The organism is Rhizobium sp. BIGb0125 (assembly GCF_024810055.1).
Lineage (GTDB): Bacteria > Pseudomonadota > Alphaproteobacteria > Rhizobiales > Rhizobiaceae > Agrobacterium.
Map to the genome: position 1 here is coordinate 1 of NZ_JANUDV010000009.1, position 14,642 is coordinate 14,642.

The following is a 14,642-nucleotide window of genomic DNA, read 5'->3' on the forward strand; positions in this document are numbered from 1 at the left end:
AAGCCATTGGCTTCAGCTTTCGGCAGGCTGTAATAAACATAGTCCTTACCATCGACGGTAAGAACGGAACGACATTGGAAACTGTCAAGAGATTTGGACATGTATTGCAGCCTTTAGGTCGATGGGCGTAAACGGATCGATAGTAGCGGAAAATCGGACCCGCTGTCTCTTTGACAACGCGTCCGATTGTTGATCGTGGTTGATAAAGGTTCAGGCTGTCCGCTCGTTCCCGCCTGGACGCCATTTTATCAGGCGCTTCTCAACGACATCAAGGATGCTGTCGATAATCAACACGAAGATGGCGAGGATCAGAATGCCTGCGAATACACCGACTGCGTCGAAATTGCCTTCTGCCTGTGCAATGAGGTAGCCAAGGCCAGCGGAGGAGCCAAGATATTCGCCGATGATTGCGCCAACAACGGCAAAACCAACCGACGTACGCAGCGAGGACAAAATCCAGCTGGCGGCCGCCGGGAAATATACATGGCGCAGCAGGTCCGAGCGCTTTGCACCAAGAATACGAGCGTTGGAAAGCACAACCGGATTGACTTCACGAACACCCTGCATGGCGTTGAAGAAGGTGACGAAGAACACCAGCGTGACGGCAAGTGCGACTTTCGACCAAAGGCCAAGACCCAACCAAAGAACGAAGATCGGCGCCAGCACTACACGCGGAATAGCGTTCAGGCCCTTGATGAATGGATCAAGAATGCGCGACGCGCTGCGGCTCAGACCGAGCCATACACCCGCGGCAACTCCGAGACCTGTGCCGATCAGATAACCGAGTACGGTTTCGGTAAGGGTAATGGTGACATGGCGATAAAAGCCAGTGTCGGTAATCCACGTTACAACCTGGTTGAGAATGTCAACCGGAGCCGGGAAAAAGAACACATCGATGACACCCAGCGAGGTGCCGAGCTGCCAGCCGCCGAGAATGAAAACGAGCAGTCCAACCTGAATGAGACGTTCAGTCGTGGCGTTCATAGCTTTTCTCCACTTCGCCGCGCAGCGACGCCCAAATGTTGCGATACAGATCCATGAAGCGTGGATCGAGCTTGATTTCCGCCACATCTCTCGGGCGGTCCAGATCAACAGGGAAGCTGTCGATCACACGGCTGCGAGGGCCTGCCGCCAACACGACAACGCGGTCGCCGAGCGCGATGGCCTCTTCAAGATCGTGAGTGATCATCACGACAGCACGGCGCTCTTCCTGCCAGAGCCGCAACAGCTCGTTTTGCATGAGATGGCGTGTATGGATATCCAGCGCAGAAAACGGTTCATCCATCAGGATAACTTTTGGACCGGTAATCAGAGCCTGCGCCATCTGGACACGTTTACGCTGTCCGCCGGAAAGCTGATGCGGATACCGATGCTCGAACCCCTTGAGGCCAACCTTCGCCAGCCAGGCAAGAGCACTTGTACGGCGCTCCGCTGCTGAGACGCCCTTGAACATGGGACCAAGCTCTACGTTTTCGAGTGCGGTTTTCCACGGTAGCAGAGCGTCCTGCTGAAACAGATAGCCGATGTCATCGTTCACTCCGTTGACCGCCTTGCCATCGATTGAAACGGCACCATGCGACGGCTTCAAAAGCCCGGCGATAGCATTGAGAATGGTGCTCTTTCCGCAGCCGGTTGGGCCAACGATGGCAAGAAACTCGCCATCCGCGACCGTCAGATTGATATTTTCTACAGCCACGAACGAGCCGAATGACATGGTGACGGCGTCAATAGACACCATCGCCTTCCTGCTGTCTGTTGCACCATCCTGGGGCGTGGGTTTGACTACGGCCAATGACATTGCCTCCTCCTGTCAGTTAGCAGCAGCGTGCGGCGCTTTGCCGACGAAGCTGTTTGTATAGGTCTTCGAAAGGTCTATTTCGGTTGATGCCACTTTCTCGTTGAAGCTTTTCAGTACAGCGAGTGGCGTCTTGATATCCTCTTCGTTGAACTTTCCGTCTGTCGAGAAAATTGCCTTGGCGTTCTGGACAGCCTTGATGTAGGTCTCGCGGTCGCCGGAGATGAATTCCTTAGGCAGTTTTTCGACGATTTCCTCAGCCGAATGCGCGTTCATCCATTCCAGTGCGGCTATAGTGGCGTTGGTCACTTTTTGAATGGTCTCGGGATTGCCATCGATGTAATCCTGCGTGGCATAAAGAACCGATGTCGGATAAATGCCGCCATAAATTTCCTTGGCGCCATCGTCGCTTCGCGCATCGATCAGGATTTTTCCAACACCTTTGGCTTCGATAAATGTCGCAGCCGGGTCATAGTTGACAAGGAGATCAATTTTACCCTGCTCGAGTGCGGCAACGGCAGCGGATCCCGAGCCAACGCCGATCAACGCAACATCATTTGCCGACAGATTGTGGCGCTGCAAATAGTATCTCACGAAGAAATCCGACGAGGAGCCCGGTGAGGTGATGCCGACTTGCGCTCCTTTGATGGTCTCAGGCTTTGCAGGGTCGAATGTCGAATTGTTTCCACCTGCCAGAACGAGGCCGGAGTTGCGGGCCAGCACAACAAAGCCGACAACTGCCTTGTTCTGTGACTGCATTTGGATTGTATGATCATAGAAGCCGACAGCGATATCTGTCGAACCGGCCACGAGAGCCTGCAGGGTTTTGGAACCACCAGACGCAAAGTTTTCAACGGTGACGTCAAGGCCTTCCTTCTCGTAGAGGCCCAAGCCCTGCGCTACGGGAAATGGCAGATTGTTAAGATTGTAAGATCCTACGCTGATGCGGACCGGTTCAGCCAAGGCTGTTCCGGCAAACGCTACGGTTGCAGCTAGGGCGAGCATGAATTTACGCATTGATTTTCCTCCGGTTTACGTGGCGCCCTCCCGGCAACCACGAGAATTATGCCGCGCAAACAAGTTGTTTGATAGGCTTTGCAAAGACGTGCCCTTCGAAGAGCCTGCGTGCCGTTCGAAGGATTCCAGCGGTCACCTTTCCGTCGCGCTCCTGAAGCTTGACATCAAGGTGGCCATCTGGGTGTTCGATCGACAAAACGACGGTTGGTGTGCGAAGGCCAACCAGGTTCGAGACGATCGTATCGGGGGTGATGCTGGCCGTGGCTATGCCAACAGCGCCGGTTGTCGCGAGCGACGGATGGCACTCGTGTGGCATGAAATACCGCACATTGAGATCACCGCCTTTTGCCGCCTTGCTAATCAGGACAGGCTTTGGGGTGACCTGATTGGTGACGTCACCCATGCCCATACGCCTACCTGCTTCCAGTCTTAAAGCTTCCAGCCGGGCAAGCAGGGGAGTGTTACTGTTAAGCTCTGCAGCGCTTTCATAACCGCTGACGCCAAGAGCTTCAGCCTCCATCAACACCATTGGCATGGCACAGTCGATACAGGTTACGGCGACGTCTTCAATCGTCTCATGGGATTTGCCAGTGGGGAACAATTTGCCCGTTCTCGCTCCCGCGGCATCCATAAACGTCAGGGCGATAGGGGCAGCCTTTCCAGGTACGCCATCAATGCTGGCATCACCAAGATAGGATACCTCGTCATTGGGGGTTGGAACTTCTGCCTCAATGAGCTTTCCGGTATTGACGTTATGAATACGGACAACCGTCGTAGCACCCTGGGGCTTCATCAAACCGGCTTCGATGGCGAATGGCCCGACAGCGGCGAGCATATTGCCGCAATTTGGCGCTGTATCCACCATTTGCTGATCGATGCGAACCTGGGCAAACAAATAGTCTATATCTGCACCCGGAATGCTGGACGGGCCGATGATTGCCACTTTGCTGGTCACGGGATTGCCGCCACCAATGCCGTCTATCTGTAGCGGGTGGCCTGATCCCATAACGGACAGCAAGATCTGATCGCGTTCATTCTTGTCAGCTGGAAGATCGGAAGCCAGAAAGAATGGACCTTTCGACGTTCCGCCGCGCATCAACACACAGGGGATAGAGATCAAATCATTCATGCTTGTGCTTTCGCCTCCACTCATGTGTAATGAGTATCAATCAATGGATTTATTGCACTTTGTGGTAATTCGATTGATATGTGAAATGCGAAGATTCGGAGTATTGATGCGCCATGAGCATTAATTGTGAAATACTTGATCTCAGGGCATTCCTGAGTGTTATCGAACTGGAGAGTTTTCATCGTGCTGCCGAGACGCTAAATCTTTCTCAGCCTGCGCTAAGCAGGCGAATACAGAAATTGGAAATGGCAATTGGCGCGCCTTTGCTTGAGCGCACCACTCGGCACGTAAGTCTCACTGCGTTGGGGGCAGAACTCATTCCGCTGGTGCGCAGAATGCTGGAGGAGTTCGACGGATCCCTGTTCGTTGTCCGCGATGTTGGGGTTAACCGCGGTGGGTTGGTAACGATCGCCTGCCTTCCGACCGCCGCGTTTTATTTCCTCCCGACTGTTATCAAACAGTTCAATCAGGAGTATCCGAACATACGTTTCCGCATTCTGGACCTGCCTGCAACGGAGGGCCTACAGGCTGTTTCCCGTGGCGAGGTCGAATTCGGCATAAACATCATGGGCACATCAGATCCGGATCTGACGTTTGATCGGCTTGCGGAAGATCCTTTTGTCCTTGCAGCACGCAAAGATCATCCCCTTGCGGAAAGGAGCCAGGTTGGCTGGGCAGAACTTGAGCCGTACCCGCTCATTACTGTGCATCGCTCAAGTGGCAATAGAACACTACTTGATGCGGCACTTGCCAAATCAAACATCAAGTTGCGCTGGTTTTACGAAGTCACTCATCTTTCTACATCGCTAGGACTGGTTGAAGCTGGACTTGGAATTTCGGTACTGCCGCAGATGGCGACGCCTCAAGGTGAACATCCATTCCTGGTAACGCGTCCCATCGGCAACCCTGAAATCTCGCGCATGATCGGCGTGGTCCGACGTCGCGGCGCAAGACTATCGCCTGCGGCGGAAAGATTTCTGGAAATGCTGATGGGCGCATGGGGCAACTACGGCTCTGGCAATTCCCAGACCCGCGTTTGAGGTGTTCCAGTCACGAAGCAAGAGAGCCATTCTGCGCAGTTTAGGAACCAGAAAAATAACGTGTGTCAGAATGGTCGGATTACTGGCCGGAACATGCTGCCGCGCGTTGACCAAGGAGGACAGTGATCTGGGTCGGTTGACTTGTTCACTAAGACCGATGGCGAACTGTTGAACGGCGCTTGTAGGCTCACCACCAGAGGCGATATTGTTCTAAGGATCGGAGCGTCACTCGTACCGTGACGGCTTGTGTGACGTAATTGCGTTCGCGCGCACTGCGCTGCCTCGCGAGGCCCTGGGCAACAGTGCAATAGTCAGCCCGAGATCTCATTTAGCTATCGACGGCGGCATGCGGAAGACGAGGCGGGAACGATTCTCGTCCGCATGAGGCGACGACAGTTATAGGGAGCGGGTGTTCATTCGAGGTTTCGGCGTTCTGTGAACAGAGGTCTGTGAGCTATTGCGCCGCGCAAGCCCGATGCCTTTGGTCATAAAACAGGGCTTGGCGGAGTTGTTGCAAGGTCGCATGGTAGCCTTGTCATCAACTCGAGGCACTAGGTCGCAGCAACTGTTTGTCACCGCAACTCGGCGCTCGTCTTGGCAATCTCGCGTATGTCCCACATCAGTGCGTTTCGATTGCTCGGGCTCCATATGGCATGAAGCTCGGCAATACATTCGTGCTTCAGATCCAGTGCACGAAAAACGACATTATCGAAACAAGCATTTTGGGTGCCGGCGGGTACGATTGCCAGACCGATACCTGCGCTGACCAGTGACAAAATTGCCTGCGAATGTGTCATATTCTGCACGATACGCGGTGTGACGCCGTTTTCCGCCATTAGCCGAGCGAGTTTGTCGTGCAGATAACGTGCTGCAGACGAAAACATGATGAAGGGCTCGCCATTGAGGGCATCCAGTGGCGAGCGGCGATTGGCCGCTAGTGGATGGGTGCGGGGAATGGCCAGCATCATGGTTTCGCGCGCGACACAAAGACTTTCAAGGTGGTGCGAGCCGGCTAGTGGACGAGACAAGCCAAGATCAATTTCTCCGCCATTGATAGCCTGAAGCTGTTCGGCGGTTTCCATCTGCACCAGTTCGAGTTCAATTTGGGGAGCAAGAGCGCGGGCCTGACTGATGAAGCCCGGCAAGAAGCTGTAAGTGGCGGCACCAACAAATGCGACCTTGACAGATCCGGCGCTGCCGCGAGCAGCCCTTCTGGTCACCGTGACAGCGGCATTGCCGATTTCCAGGAGTTTCTGGGCCTCGACTAGAAATGTCAGGCCTGCAGGTGTCAGGACGACACGCCTGCTAGTCCTTTCAAAAAGTGTAACATCCAGTGTTTGCTCCAGCAACTTGATCTGCCGACTGAGCGGGGGCTGTGTGATGTTCAGACGTCGGGCGGCACGGCTGAAGTTCAGTTCAGAGGCCACCATAACGAATGAACGGACCTGTCCTAAATCAAGCATCTATTCAAATCCGGTATAGATATTCAACAATAATCAACTTGGACTTAAATGGATTGGGGCGTTATCAGTCAAGCATGACAGCTCTACAGAAGCTCGAAATCGGGAGGCGGCTAGATGGATATGCATGCTTTAAAGACAGGTCAGCAAGGATTTCAGTCGGCCGGGGACAGTATTGCCTGGATAAAGCTGTCGTCGATCTTCCTGCCGTTGAAAACACCGTTTAGTGACGCGAAGGTTTTAACAGGCAGACAAAAGCCGCTGACGGAAGTAGCATTCCTGTTTGCGGAAATCGAAACGAAGCAAGGCTATAGCGGGATCGGTTTCAGCTATTCAAAGCGAGCTGGCGGACCTGGGCAATATGAGCACGCCAAGGAAATCGCACATGTCCTGATCGGCGAGGACCCCAATGATATTGGCAAGTTGTGGAACAAGCTTTGCTGGGCAGGCGCCTCAGTCGGCCGAAGTGGACTTGCCGTACAAGCCATCGCGGCCTTTGATGTGGCCTTGTGGGATCTCAAAGCCAAACGTGCGGGACTGCCTCTGGCGAAGTTGCTGGGAGCGCACCGTGATTCCGTGCAGTGCTATAATACGTCAGGCGGCTTCCTTTCGTCGCCGATCGAAGAGGTTATTGACAACGTGGAAATGTCAATTGCGTCAGGTATCGGCGGCATCAAGATCAAGGTTGGTCAGCCCGATATGAGTGCTGATCTGAAGCGCGTTGCTGCAGTGCATGAGCACATTGGTGGGCGGGCAGCGATGATGGTTGATGCAAACCAACAATGGGATCGCCCAAGCGCGATGCGTTTTGGCCGCCTTATGGAGCCCTATCTCCTAACCTGGATCGAAGAGCCGCTCGATGCCTATGACGTGGAAGGCCATGCCGCCCTCGCAGCACAGCTCGATACGCCCATTGCAACAGGCGAGATGCTGGCAAGCGTTCTCGAGCACATCGCGCTTATCCAAAACAACGCCGTGGATTTTATCCAGCCGGACGCACCCCGTGTCGGTGGTATCACCCAGTTCCTGAAAATTTGCGCGCTGGCGGAAGCCAAGAAACTGCAGCTTGCTCCGCACTTCGCTATGGAAATTCACTTGCATCTGGCAGCAGCCTACGAGCTGGAACCTTGGGTAGAGCATTTCGATTGGCTTGATCCGCTATTTAATGAGCGGCTGGAGATTAAACAGGGGCGTATGCTAGTTCCAACCCGACCGGGGTTGGGCATTACTCTTTCAGAGCAGTCCGGGCATTGGACGCGCGGAACGGCTGAATTTGGCAAACGTCCGTAACCAAGATGCGTCAGGCCGTTCCTCGGGCAACGATGTGGAAGTCTACATTGATCATGGCTTCCACGTCTTTGTCGCCTTCGATCTTTCTGAGGATTGAGCGGGCAGCCTTGGTGCCTATCTCTCGGCGATCAATGCGAACAGTGGTTAGTGGCGGGTGTGTGTGGGGAGCGAAATCGAAATCACCAAAGCCGACTATTCCAAGTTTGTCCGGCATGCTGCATCCGCGCGCGTGGGCTTCCGCCAACGCGCCGTGAGCGACCACATCTGAAGAGCAGAACACGCCGAGCGTGCCTTCTCCACGATCCAAAAGCTGAGCCATCGCCATTCTTCCATCACGGAAAGTGGACGGCGAGTTCATTTCGAGTTCGGGCAATTCGACATCAGCAATACCCTTGAGGCGTCCAACAAAACCGTCACGGCGCTGGACGGCGCGAGGATCATTGGCGCCCACCTGTGCGTAACGGTCATACCCCTTGATCAGCAAATGTTCAGCCACCAGAACGCCGACCGCTGCATGAGAAAAACCAACCGCTGTATCGAGTGGCGAGGGCGTGGAATCCCAGATTTCGACAATGGGCAGGCCTGCCCCCGTCAGCATGGCTCGGGTCTCTTTAAGGTGAGTGATGCCGGTCAGAATGATGCCGTCGGGGCGTCGTGCCAGGATCGCACGGGTTAGTTCCAGTTCCCGGCTGGCATCATAACCGGAAAGACCAAGAAGCAGCTGATAGCCGGCGGAGACGAGTTCCGCATTCAGACCTTCGATGGTTTCGGCAAAGATTGTACTCGCAACCGAGGGAACAATGGCAGCGATCAACCGGGTCCGCCTGGACGCCAAACCGCCGGCCAGAAGATTTGGCACATAACCGGTTTTGGCGATCACTCGCTCAATGGCTTCCAGCGTTCGGGGTTTAACGAGGCTAGGCGTGTTGATAGCCCGTGAAACTGTTACTGGCGACACACCTGCCAGCTTGGCGATGTCGGCAAGTGTCACTGGACCGTTTGCAACATTGTTTTTGGTCTTGCCGTGTTCGGTCATCGTGATAGTCCCCATTAAAATGATTTACGCTTTCATTTTATGTATAATCAAGTGGCAATATAAAAAATCTCATAGTTAACGTGTTAATCCGTTGATTCAAAATACTTTAAAAAATACCCCCGCTGGTTGAAGTTCAGGATTTTGATTTTATAATGAAAGCGCTTCCATTCCTTCGTCGGAGGATTTCGAAGGGTGGGTAGGTAACGCTGGCGGGAGGCCAGAAAAGAGGAGGAATTATAATGAACCTCAAACGTTTCATGACGTTGGCGGCCGCTACCGCCATATTGGCTGTAGCTAGCTCACAGTCGAGCCAAGCTGATGACTATCCATCCAAGACCGTTACGGTTGTCGTTCCATTTGCCGCTGGCGGAAATACAGATACCTTTGGCCGTCTGGTTGCCGAGCAACTGGACAAGAGGCTGGGGCAACGTTTTATCGTTGAAAACAAGCCCGGTGCCGGTGGCAATATCGGTCTTGGTGATCTGGCCCGTTCGAAGCCGGATGGCTATACGATTGGCATGGGTACGGTGAGCTCCAACGCCATCAATCAGACGCTCTACAAATCTTTGCCTTATGACAAGGAAAAAGGCTTTGCGCCAATTTCACTGATTGCGAGCCTGCCCAACGTTCTGGTTGTCAATCCAGACAAGATCAAAGCCAACTCCGTTGAAGAATTGATCACTTTCCTGAAATCCGAGCCGGGAAAGCATACATATGCATCGTCCGGGGTTGGTACATCCATCCACTTGGCTGGCGAGCTTCTGGCAACCAAGGCTGATCTTAAAATCACCCACGTGCCGTACAAGGGCAGCAGCCAGGCCATTCTCGATGTCGTGGCCGGTCACGTGGACATGATGTTTGACAATATCCCGACCGCGGCCCAGCAGGTGAAAGCCGGAAAGGTCAAGGCGCTCGCTGTAACAAGCCTGGAAAAAGCCAGCCTGTTGCCAGATGTGCCGACAATGGCAAGCGTTATTCCGGGATTTGAAGCAACTTCATGGCACGGTCTGTTTGCGCCCGCCGGTACTCCGCCTGAGATTGTTGAAAAACTGAGTAAGGAAGTTCAGGCGATCATTGCAGACCCGGCGATGCAGGAGAAACTTAAAGCCATGGGCGTAACGCCTGTCGGCAATACGTCGGCTGAATTCCAGGCCTTCATCGACAGTGAAACGGTCAAATGGGCCGAGGTTATCAAGGCTGCCAACGTGCCGCTGCAGTGATGTTATCTGCCGGCCGGAGTTGAACGCAGTTCCGGCCGGTACATTTTACACACGCGAGTATCATGCCATGCTGAAGATAAAAAACGGCCGCGACTTCGTCGGCGGCGTAACGATGATTTGTACCGGTCTCCTGTTCATTTGGTTCGGGCGGGATCTACAGGTAGGCAACTCTTTCCAGATGGGGCCTGGCTATTTCCCAACCATGCTGAGCCTGCTGCTGATGGCCCTTGGAACTCTGATCATTGTGCAGTCACTGATAGTTGAGGTGGAAGATGATGGGCCTGAAGCGTGGAACTGGATGGCCTATTTTCTGGTCATTCTCGCGCCCATCGGCTTCGGACTTCTATTGGCCAGACTAGGTCTTGCCGCCACAATGTTCCTGCTCATCGTCGGGGTTGCCACGGCAAGTCGTTATGCCAACTGGCGTCATGCCATCTTACTTGGTTTGTTTCTCTCTGCCTGTTCTGTTCTGCTTTTTACGAAGCTCTTGTCGCTTCCCGTCAGTGCCTTCGGGCCTTGGATTCCTTTCATCGGTGACTTTTTCTAAGGTTTGCCAGCCAGCCGCGCAACCGGATTGGATTACACATGGACATCTTCTCTAACCTCTGGCTCGGTGCCTCAACGGCCTTCATGCCGATGAACTTGTTTTACGGTTTCATCGGCTGTCTTCTCGGGACTGCGATCGGCGTGCTGCCGGGCCTTGGTCCGACTGCCACAATTGCAATGCTGTTGCCGATTACCTTCGGTTTACCGCCGGAATCTGCGCTTATCATGTTGGCGGGCATATTTTACGGCGCGCAATATGGCGGATCGACAACCGCAATTCTGATCAATCTTCCAGGTGAAAGTTCTTCTGTCGTTACCGCCATTGACGGGTATCAGATGGCACGAAATGGCCGTGCGGGTGCCGCGTTGGCAACCGCAGCCCTTGGTTCATTTTTTGCCGGTTCGGTTGCGACCATCCTGCTTGCTGTAGCCGCGCCGCCACTGGCATCCGTTGCGCTCAAATTTGGGCCCGCAGAATATTTCTCGCTGATGGTGCTGGGGCTTGTCGCCTCTGTTGCACTTGCGAGCGGTTCACTGCTGAAGGCCTTTGCCATGATCGTGTTTGGTCTCGTCCTCGGCACCATCGGCACCGACGTGGAAAGCGGTACGCCACGCTACGTGTTTAATGTTCCGGAGCTTTATGACGGCCTGAATTTCGTGGCCGTCAGCATGGGAATTTTTGGAATCTGTGAGATCCTGCGCAATCTGGAAAATGAGCAGGAGCGTTCGGTCGGCGTCAAACGTGTCACAGGACTGATGCTGTCGAAGGATGATTTTCGGCGGATTTGCGCGCCGGTTCTGCGCGGCACCGCACTGGGGTCTTTTCTGGGCGTTCTTCCAGGTGGTGGCGCGATGCTTGCGTCCTTTGCTTCTTATGCGGTGGAGAAACGGATTTCGCCCAACAAAGCTGAATTCGGCAAAGGCGCAATCGAAGGCGTTGCTGCCCCTGAATCTGCAAATAATGCCGGTGCGCAGACATCGTTTATTCCGATGCTTACCCTTGGCATTCCCGGAAACCCTGTCATGGCGCTGATGGTTGGTGCGATGATCATTCAGGGTATCACACCCGGACCGAATGTGATCTCGGATGAACCGGCGCTGTTTTGGGGCATGATTGTCTCGATGTGGTCGGGCAATCTTATGCTCGTCATCCTGAACCTGCCGCTGATCGGGCTTTGGGTGCGCATGTTGACGGTGCCGTATCACTTGCTGTTTCCGGCGATTATCGGTTTCTGCTGTATCGGCGCCTACAGCATCAACAACAGTGTGTTTGATGTCTTTGTCATGGCTGCCTTCAGCGTTATCGGTCTTGCGCTCAGCAAGATGCGCTTTGAACCGGCACCATTGCTCTTGGGTTTTATCCTCGGGCCGATGCTGGAAGAAAATCTGCGGCGAGCCATGCTGATCAGCCAGGGTGATCCGACCATCTTCGTACGCAGCCCTCTTAGTCTGTCATTGCTGGTCTTTGCCGTTGTCGTACTTGCTCTCGTATTGTCGCCTAGCATTAGTCGCAAGCGGGATGAGGCATTCACTGAATAACGGATATTATCGATCCAGCTTGGGTGCCCTGTGGCACGGGAGTATGAAATGGCAGACCGGAAAACCTACAATGAGTTGCGCTCAGCGCGCTGGATGATACCGGACGACCAACGGTCGTTCGGACACCGATCGCGCACCATGCAGATGGGTTACGCGCCGCAAGATTGGGAAGGTCGACCAATCATCGCGATCATCAACACGTGGTCGGATGCGCAGCCCTGTCACATGCATTTCCGCGAGCGCGTTGACTGGGTCAAGCGCGGCGTACTGCAATCCGGAGGTTTTCCGATGGAGTTGCCAGCGCTCTCATTGTCGGAGAATTTCGTGAAACCGACGACAATGCTTTATCGCAACATGCTTGCGATGGAGACAGAGGAATTGCTGCGTTCACATCCGGTCGACGGCGCCGTGTTGATGGGTGGTTGTGACAAGACCACGCCAGGTCTCGTCATGGGCGCCGTGTCGATGGGCATTCCGTTTATCTATCTGCCTGCAGGACCGATGTTGCGTGGTAACTATGCAGGCAAGGCACTGGGTTCTGGCACGGACGGTTTCAAATATTGGGATGAGCGGCGCGCCGGAACAATTTCCCAAGAGGAATGGCAGGGCATTGAAGGTGGTATTGCCCGAAGCTATGGCCACTGCATGACAATGGGCACGGCATCAACGATGACCGCGATTGCCGAGGCTATGGGACTTACGCTTCCCGGAGCCTCGTCTATTCCAGCTGCTGACGCCAACCACCAACGCATGTCTGCCGCGTGCGGACGGCGCATTGTCGACATGGTGTGGGAAGACCTCACTCCGGACAAAATAATTACCCCAGCGGCCGTGAACAACTCAGTGACGGTCGCCATGGCAACAGGCTGTTCGACCAATGCGATCATTCATCTGATTGCAATGGCCAGGCGTGCCGGCGTTCCGCTGGAACTGGATGATCTTGATCGTATCGGTCGCACAACACCTGTCATCGCCAATATCCGCCCATCCGGCACGACCTATCTGATGGAAGACTTTTTTTATGCTGGAGGCCTTCGCGCGTTGATGAAACAACTCGGTGACAAGCTTGACCCGAGCGCCATCTGCGTGACGGGCAAGCCTCTGGTGGAAGGGCTGGATACGGTAAAAGTCTGGAATGAGGATGTTATCCGGCCGCTGTCAAATCCTGTTTATCATGAGGGTTCGCTTGCCGTGTTAAAGGGCAATCTGTGCCCGGATGGCGCCGTCATCAAGCCGGCCGCCTGTGATCCTAAGTTTCACAGGCACAAAGGGCCGGCACTTGTCGCCGACAGCTACCCCGAACTGAAGGCTATCATCGATGATCCTGATTATCCGTTGACGCCTGAGACCGTTCTGGTACTGCGCAATGCCGGACCGCAGGGTGGCCCGGGCATGCCGGAATGGGGAATGATACCCATGCCAAAGGCGCTGCTGAAACTCGGTCTGAGAGACATGGTACGCATTTCCGATGCCCGCATGTCCGGCACGAGTTTTGGCGCCTGCGTGTTGCATGCCTCACCTGAAGCATTTGTTGGCGGTCCTCTGGCGCTGTTGAAAAGCGGCGACATTGTCGAACTCGACATTCCCGCTCGCAGTCTCAACATGCTCGTCCCAGAAGCGGAGCTTGTGGCGCGCCGCGCCGCGTGGGCCGCGCCTGAGCCACGGTATGAACGCGGTTACGGCTTTATGTTCACCAAGCACATCGAGCAGGCAGACAAGGGTTGCGATTTCGATTTTCTGAAAACCGAGTTCGGCGCAAAAGTGTCCGAGCCCGCCATCAATTGAGTAACACGTATTTGGAACGAGGATAATATGAACCCCGATACCCGTGAGAAACTGATGGGCGTATCCGTCGCAACACTGTGCTCGGCGCTCTACAAGCGCGGCTTGAAAAACCAGACTATCCAGGATGTGCGGCCGGTGCGAGCGAAGGGACGTAACATGGTCGGCCCGGCATTCACGCTTCGCTATATGCCGGCGCGTGAAGATCGTAATCCGATGTCCGTGTTTCGCGACCCAAAACATCCACAACGCCATGCCATCGAGACCTGCCCGGAAGGTTCGGTACTGGTCATGGACAGCCGCAAAGACCCACGCGCGGCTTCGGCTGGTGATATTCTGATTACAAGGTTGATGGTACGTGGCGGCGCAGGTGTGGTTACAGATGGCGGCTTTCGCGATGCAATGACGATTGGGGAACTGGACATCCCGGCCTATCACAACCGTCCATCCAGCCCGACAAACCTGACACTGCATGAGGCAATTGATATCAATGTGCCGATCGGCTGCGGTGACGTGGCCGTTTTTCCAGGGGATATCATGGTGGGTGATGACGACAGCGTTATCGTCATACCCAAGGAGATCGCCGATGAAATTGCTGACGAGGCCGTCGAGATGACGGCCTATGAGGATTTCGTCACTGAACGGGTCAAGGCAGGCCAGACGATTATCGGTCTCTATCCAGCAACGGATGAAAGCAACCTGGCCCTGTTTGCTGAATGGCGTCGAATAAATGGCAGGTGAAACGCCGCCATTACGTCCAAAGGCTGAGCTGGTCTCTGACTGCTCGC

General features: G+C 54.5%; 13 protein-coding genes. 7 read left to right on the top strand and 6 right to left on the bottom strand.

All coding sequences use genetic code 11. The features are described from left to right. Positions 1 to 210: 210 nt before the first annotated feature. From M2418_RS21935 to M2418_RS21950, 4 genes are read right to left on the bottom strand one after another with little or no spacing between them, the layout of a single operon-like run. Positions 211 to 984, bottom strand: coding sequence for an ABC transporter permease (locus M2418_RS21935; RefSeq protein WP_259149092.1), 774 nt, complete (start codon positions 982 to 984; stop codon positions 211 to 213). After that, the gene (locus M2418_RS21940; RefSeq protein ID WP_259149094.1) at positions 968 to 1,798 is read right to left on the bottom strand and encodes an ABC transporter ATP-binding protein; all 831 of its coding nucleotides are present in this window, start codon (positions 1,796 to 1,798) and stop codon (positions 968 to 970) included. The genes M2418_RS21935 and M2418_RS21940 overlap by 17 nt, the downstream gene beginning before the upstream one ends. 12 nt (positions 1,799 to 1,810) lie before the next feature. Next, positions 1,811 to 2,812, bottom strand: a complete 1,002-nt coding sequence (locus M2418_RS21945; RefSeq protein WP_259149096.1) for an ABC transporter substrate-binding protein — start codon at positions 2,810 to 2,812, stop codon at positions 1,811 to 1,813. Between the two features lie 46 nt (positions 2,813 to 2,858). Further along, positions 2,859 to 3,941, bottom strand: coding sequence for a 4-oxalomesaconate tautomerase (locus tag M2418_RS21950; RefSeq protein WP_259149098.1), 1,083 nt, complete (start codon positions 3,939 to 3,941; stop codon positions 2,859 to 2,861). Between the two features lie 113 nt (positions 3,942 to 4,054). Here M2418_RS21950 and M2418_RS21955 point away from each other — a divergent pair, with 113 nt between their 5' ends. After that, complete coding sequence (locus M2418_RS21955; RefSeq protein ID WP_259149099.1) at positions 4,055 to 4,981, top strand: LysR family transcriptional regulator; 927 nt, start codon at positions 4,055 to 4,057, stop codon at positions 4,979 to 4,981. A gap of 572 nt (positions 4,982 to 5,553) precedes the next feature. On the opposite strand, the gene M2418_RS21960 is transcribed toward M2418_RS21955, so the two are convergent. Beyond that, entirely contained in the window at positions 5,554 to 6,444 is an 891-nt protein-coding gene (locus M2418_RS21960) for a LysR family transcriptional regulator (RefSeq protein WP_259149100.1), read from the bottom strand. 114 nt (positions 6,445 to 6,558) lie between these two features. Here M2418_RS21960 and M2418_RS21965 point away from each other — a divergent pair, with 114 nt between their 5' ends. Then, entirely contained in the window at positions 6,559 to 7,731 is a 1,173-nt protein-coding gene (locus M2418_RS21965) for an L-talarate/galactarate dehydratase (RefSeq protein ID WP_275643479.1), read from the top strand. Positions 7,732 to 7,741: 10 nt separating this feature from the next. On the opposite strand, the gene M2418_RS21970 is transcribed toward M2418_RS21965, so the two are convergent. Then, a complete protein-coding gene (locus M2418_RS21970) occupies positions 7,742 to 8,767 on the bottom strand; it encodes a LacI family DNA-binding transcriptional regulator (protein ID WP_259149101.1) in 1,026 nt (341 codons plus the stop codon). 239 nt (positions 8,768 to 9,006) lie between these two features. On the opposite strand from M2418_RS21970, the gene M2418_RS21975 reads away from it, so the two are divergent. From M2418_RS21975 to M2418_RS21995, 5 genes are all read left to right on the top strand, one after another. Then, positions 9,007 to 9,987 carry a tripartite tricarboxylate transporter substrate binding protein gene (locus M2418_RS21975; RefSeq protein ID WP_250984673.1) on the top strand — a complete coding sequence of 327 codons (981 nt, stop codon included), beginning with the start codon at positions 9,007 to 9,009 and terminating at the stop codon, positions 9,985 to 9,987. A gap of 67 nt (positions 9,988 to 10,054) precedes the next feature. Then, positions 10,055 to 10,534, top strand: coding sequence for a tripartite tricarboxylate transporter TctB family protein (locus tag M2418_RS21980; RefSeq protein WP_250984672.1), 480 nt, complete (start codon positions 10,055 to 10,057; stop codon positions 10,532 to 10,534). Between the two features lie 38 nt (positions 10,535 to 10,572). Beyond that, positions 10,573 to 12,072, top strand: coding sequence for a tripartite tricarboxylate transporter permease (locus M2418_RS21985; protein ID WP_192490131.1), 1,500 nt, complete (start codon positions 10,573 to 10,575; stop codon positions 12,070 to 12,072). Between the two features lie 48 nt (positions 12,073 to 12,120). Continuing rightward, positions 12,121 to 13,857, top strand: a complete 1,737-nt coding sequence (gene araD, locus M2418_RS21990) for an L-arabinonate dehydratase (protein WP_259149104.1) — start codon at positions 12,121 to 12,123, stop codon at positions 13,855 to 13,857. 27 nt (positions 13,858 to 13,884) lie between these two features. Further along, a complete protein-coding gene (locus tag M2418_RS21995; protein ID WP_259149105.1) occupies positions 13,885 to 14,595 on the top strand; it encodes a ribonuclease activity regulator RraA in 711 nt (236 codons plus the stop codon). Positions 14,596 to 14,642: the final 47 nt, after the last annotated feature.

Bases quoted from the DNA above. Each gene is read 5' to 3' on its own strand.
- M2418_RS21935 (WP_259149092.1), bottom strand. From the start codon at position 984: ATGAACGCCACGACTGAACGTCTCATTCAGGTTGGACTGCTCGTTTTC.
- M2418_RS21940 (WP_259149094.1), bottom strand. From the start codon at position 1,798: ATGTCATTGGCCGTAGTCAAACCCACGCCCCAGGATGGTGCAACAGAC.
- M2418_RS21945 (WP_259149096.1), bottom strand. From the start codon at position 2,812: ATGCGTAAATTCATGCTCGCCCTAGCTGCAACCGTAGCGTTTGCCGGA.
- M2418_RS21950 (WP_259149098.1), bottom strand. From the start codon at position 3,941: ATGAATGATTTGATCTCTATCCCCTGTGTGTTGATGCGCGGCGGAACG.
- M2418_RS21955 (WP_259149099.1), top strand. From the start codon at position 4,055: ATGAGCATTAATTGTGAAATACTTGATCTCAGGGCATTCCTGAGTGTT.
- M2418_RS21960 (WP_259149100.1), bottom strand. From the start codon at position 6,444: ATGCTTGATTTAGGACAGGTCCGTTCATTCGTTATGGTGGCCTCTGAA.
- M2418_RS21965 (WP_275643479.1), top strand. From the start codon at position 6,559: ATGGATATGCATGCTTTAAAGACAGGTCAGCAAGGATTTCAGTCGGCC.
- M2418_RS21970 (WP_259149101.1), bottom strand. From the start codon at position 8,767: ATGACCGAACACGGCAAGACCAAAAACAATGTTGCAAACGGTCCAGTG.
- M2418_RS21975 (WP_250984673.1), top strand. From the start codon at position 9,007: ATGAACCTCAAACGTTTCATGACGTTGGCGGCCGCTACCGCCATATTG.
- M2418_RS21980 (WP_250984672.1), top strand. From the start codon at position 10,055: ATGCTGAAGATAAAAAACGGCCGCGACTTCGTCGGCGGCGTAACGATG.
- M2418_RS21985 (WP_192490131.1), top strand. From the start codon at position 10,573: ATGGACATCTTCTCTAACCTCTGGCTCGGTGCCTCAACGGCCTTCATG.
- araD (WP_259149104.1), top strand. From the start codon at position 12,121: ATGGCAGACCGGAAAACCTACAATGAGTTGCGCTCAGCGCGCTGGATG.
- M2418_RS21995 (WP_259149105.1), top strand. From the start codon at position 13,885: ATGAACCCCGATACCCGTGAGAAACTGATGGGCGTATCCGTCGCAACA.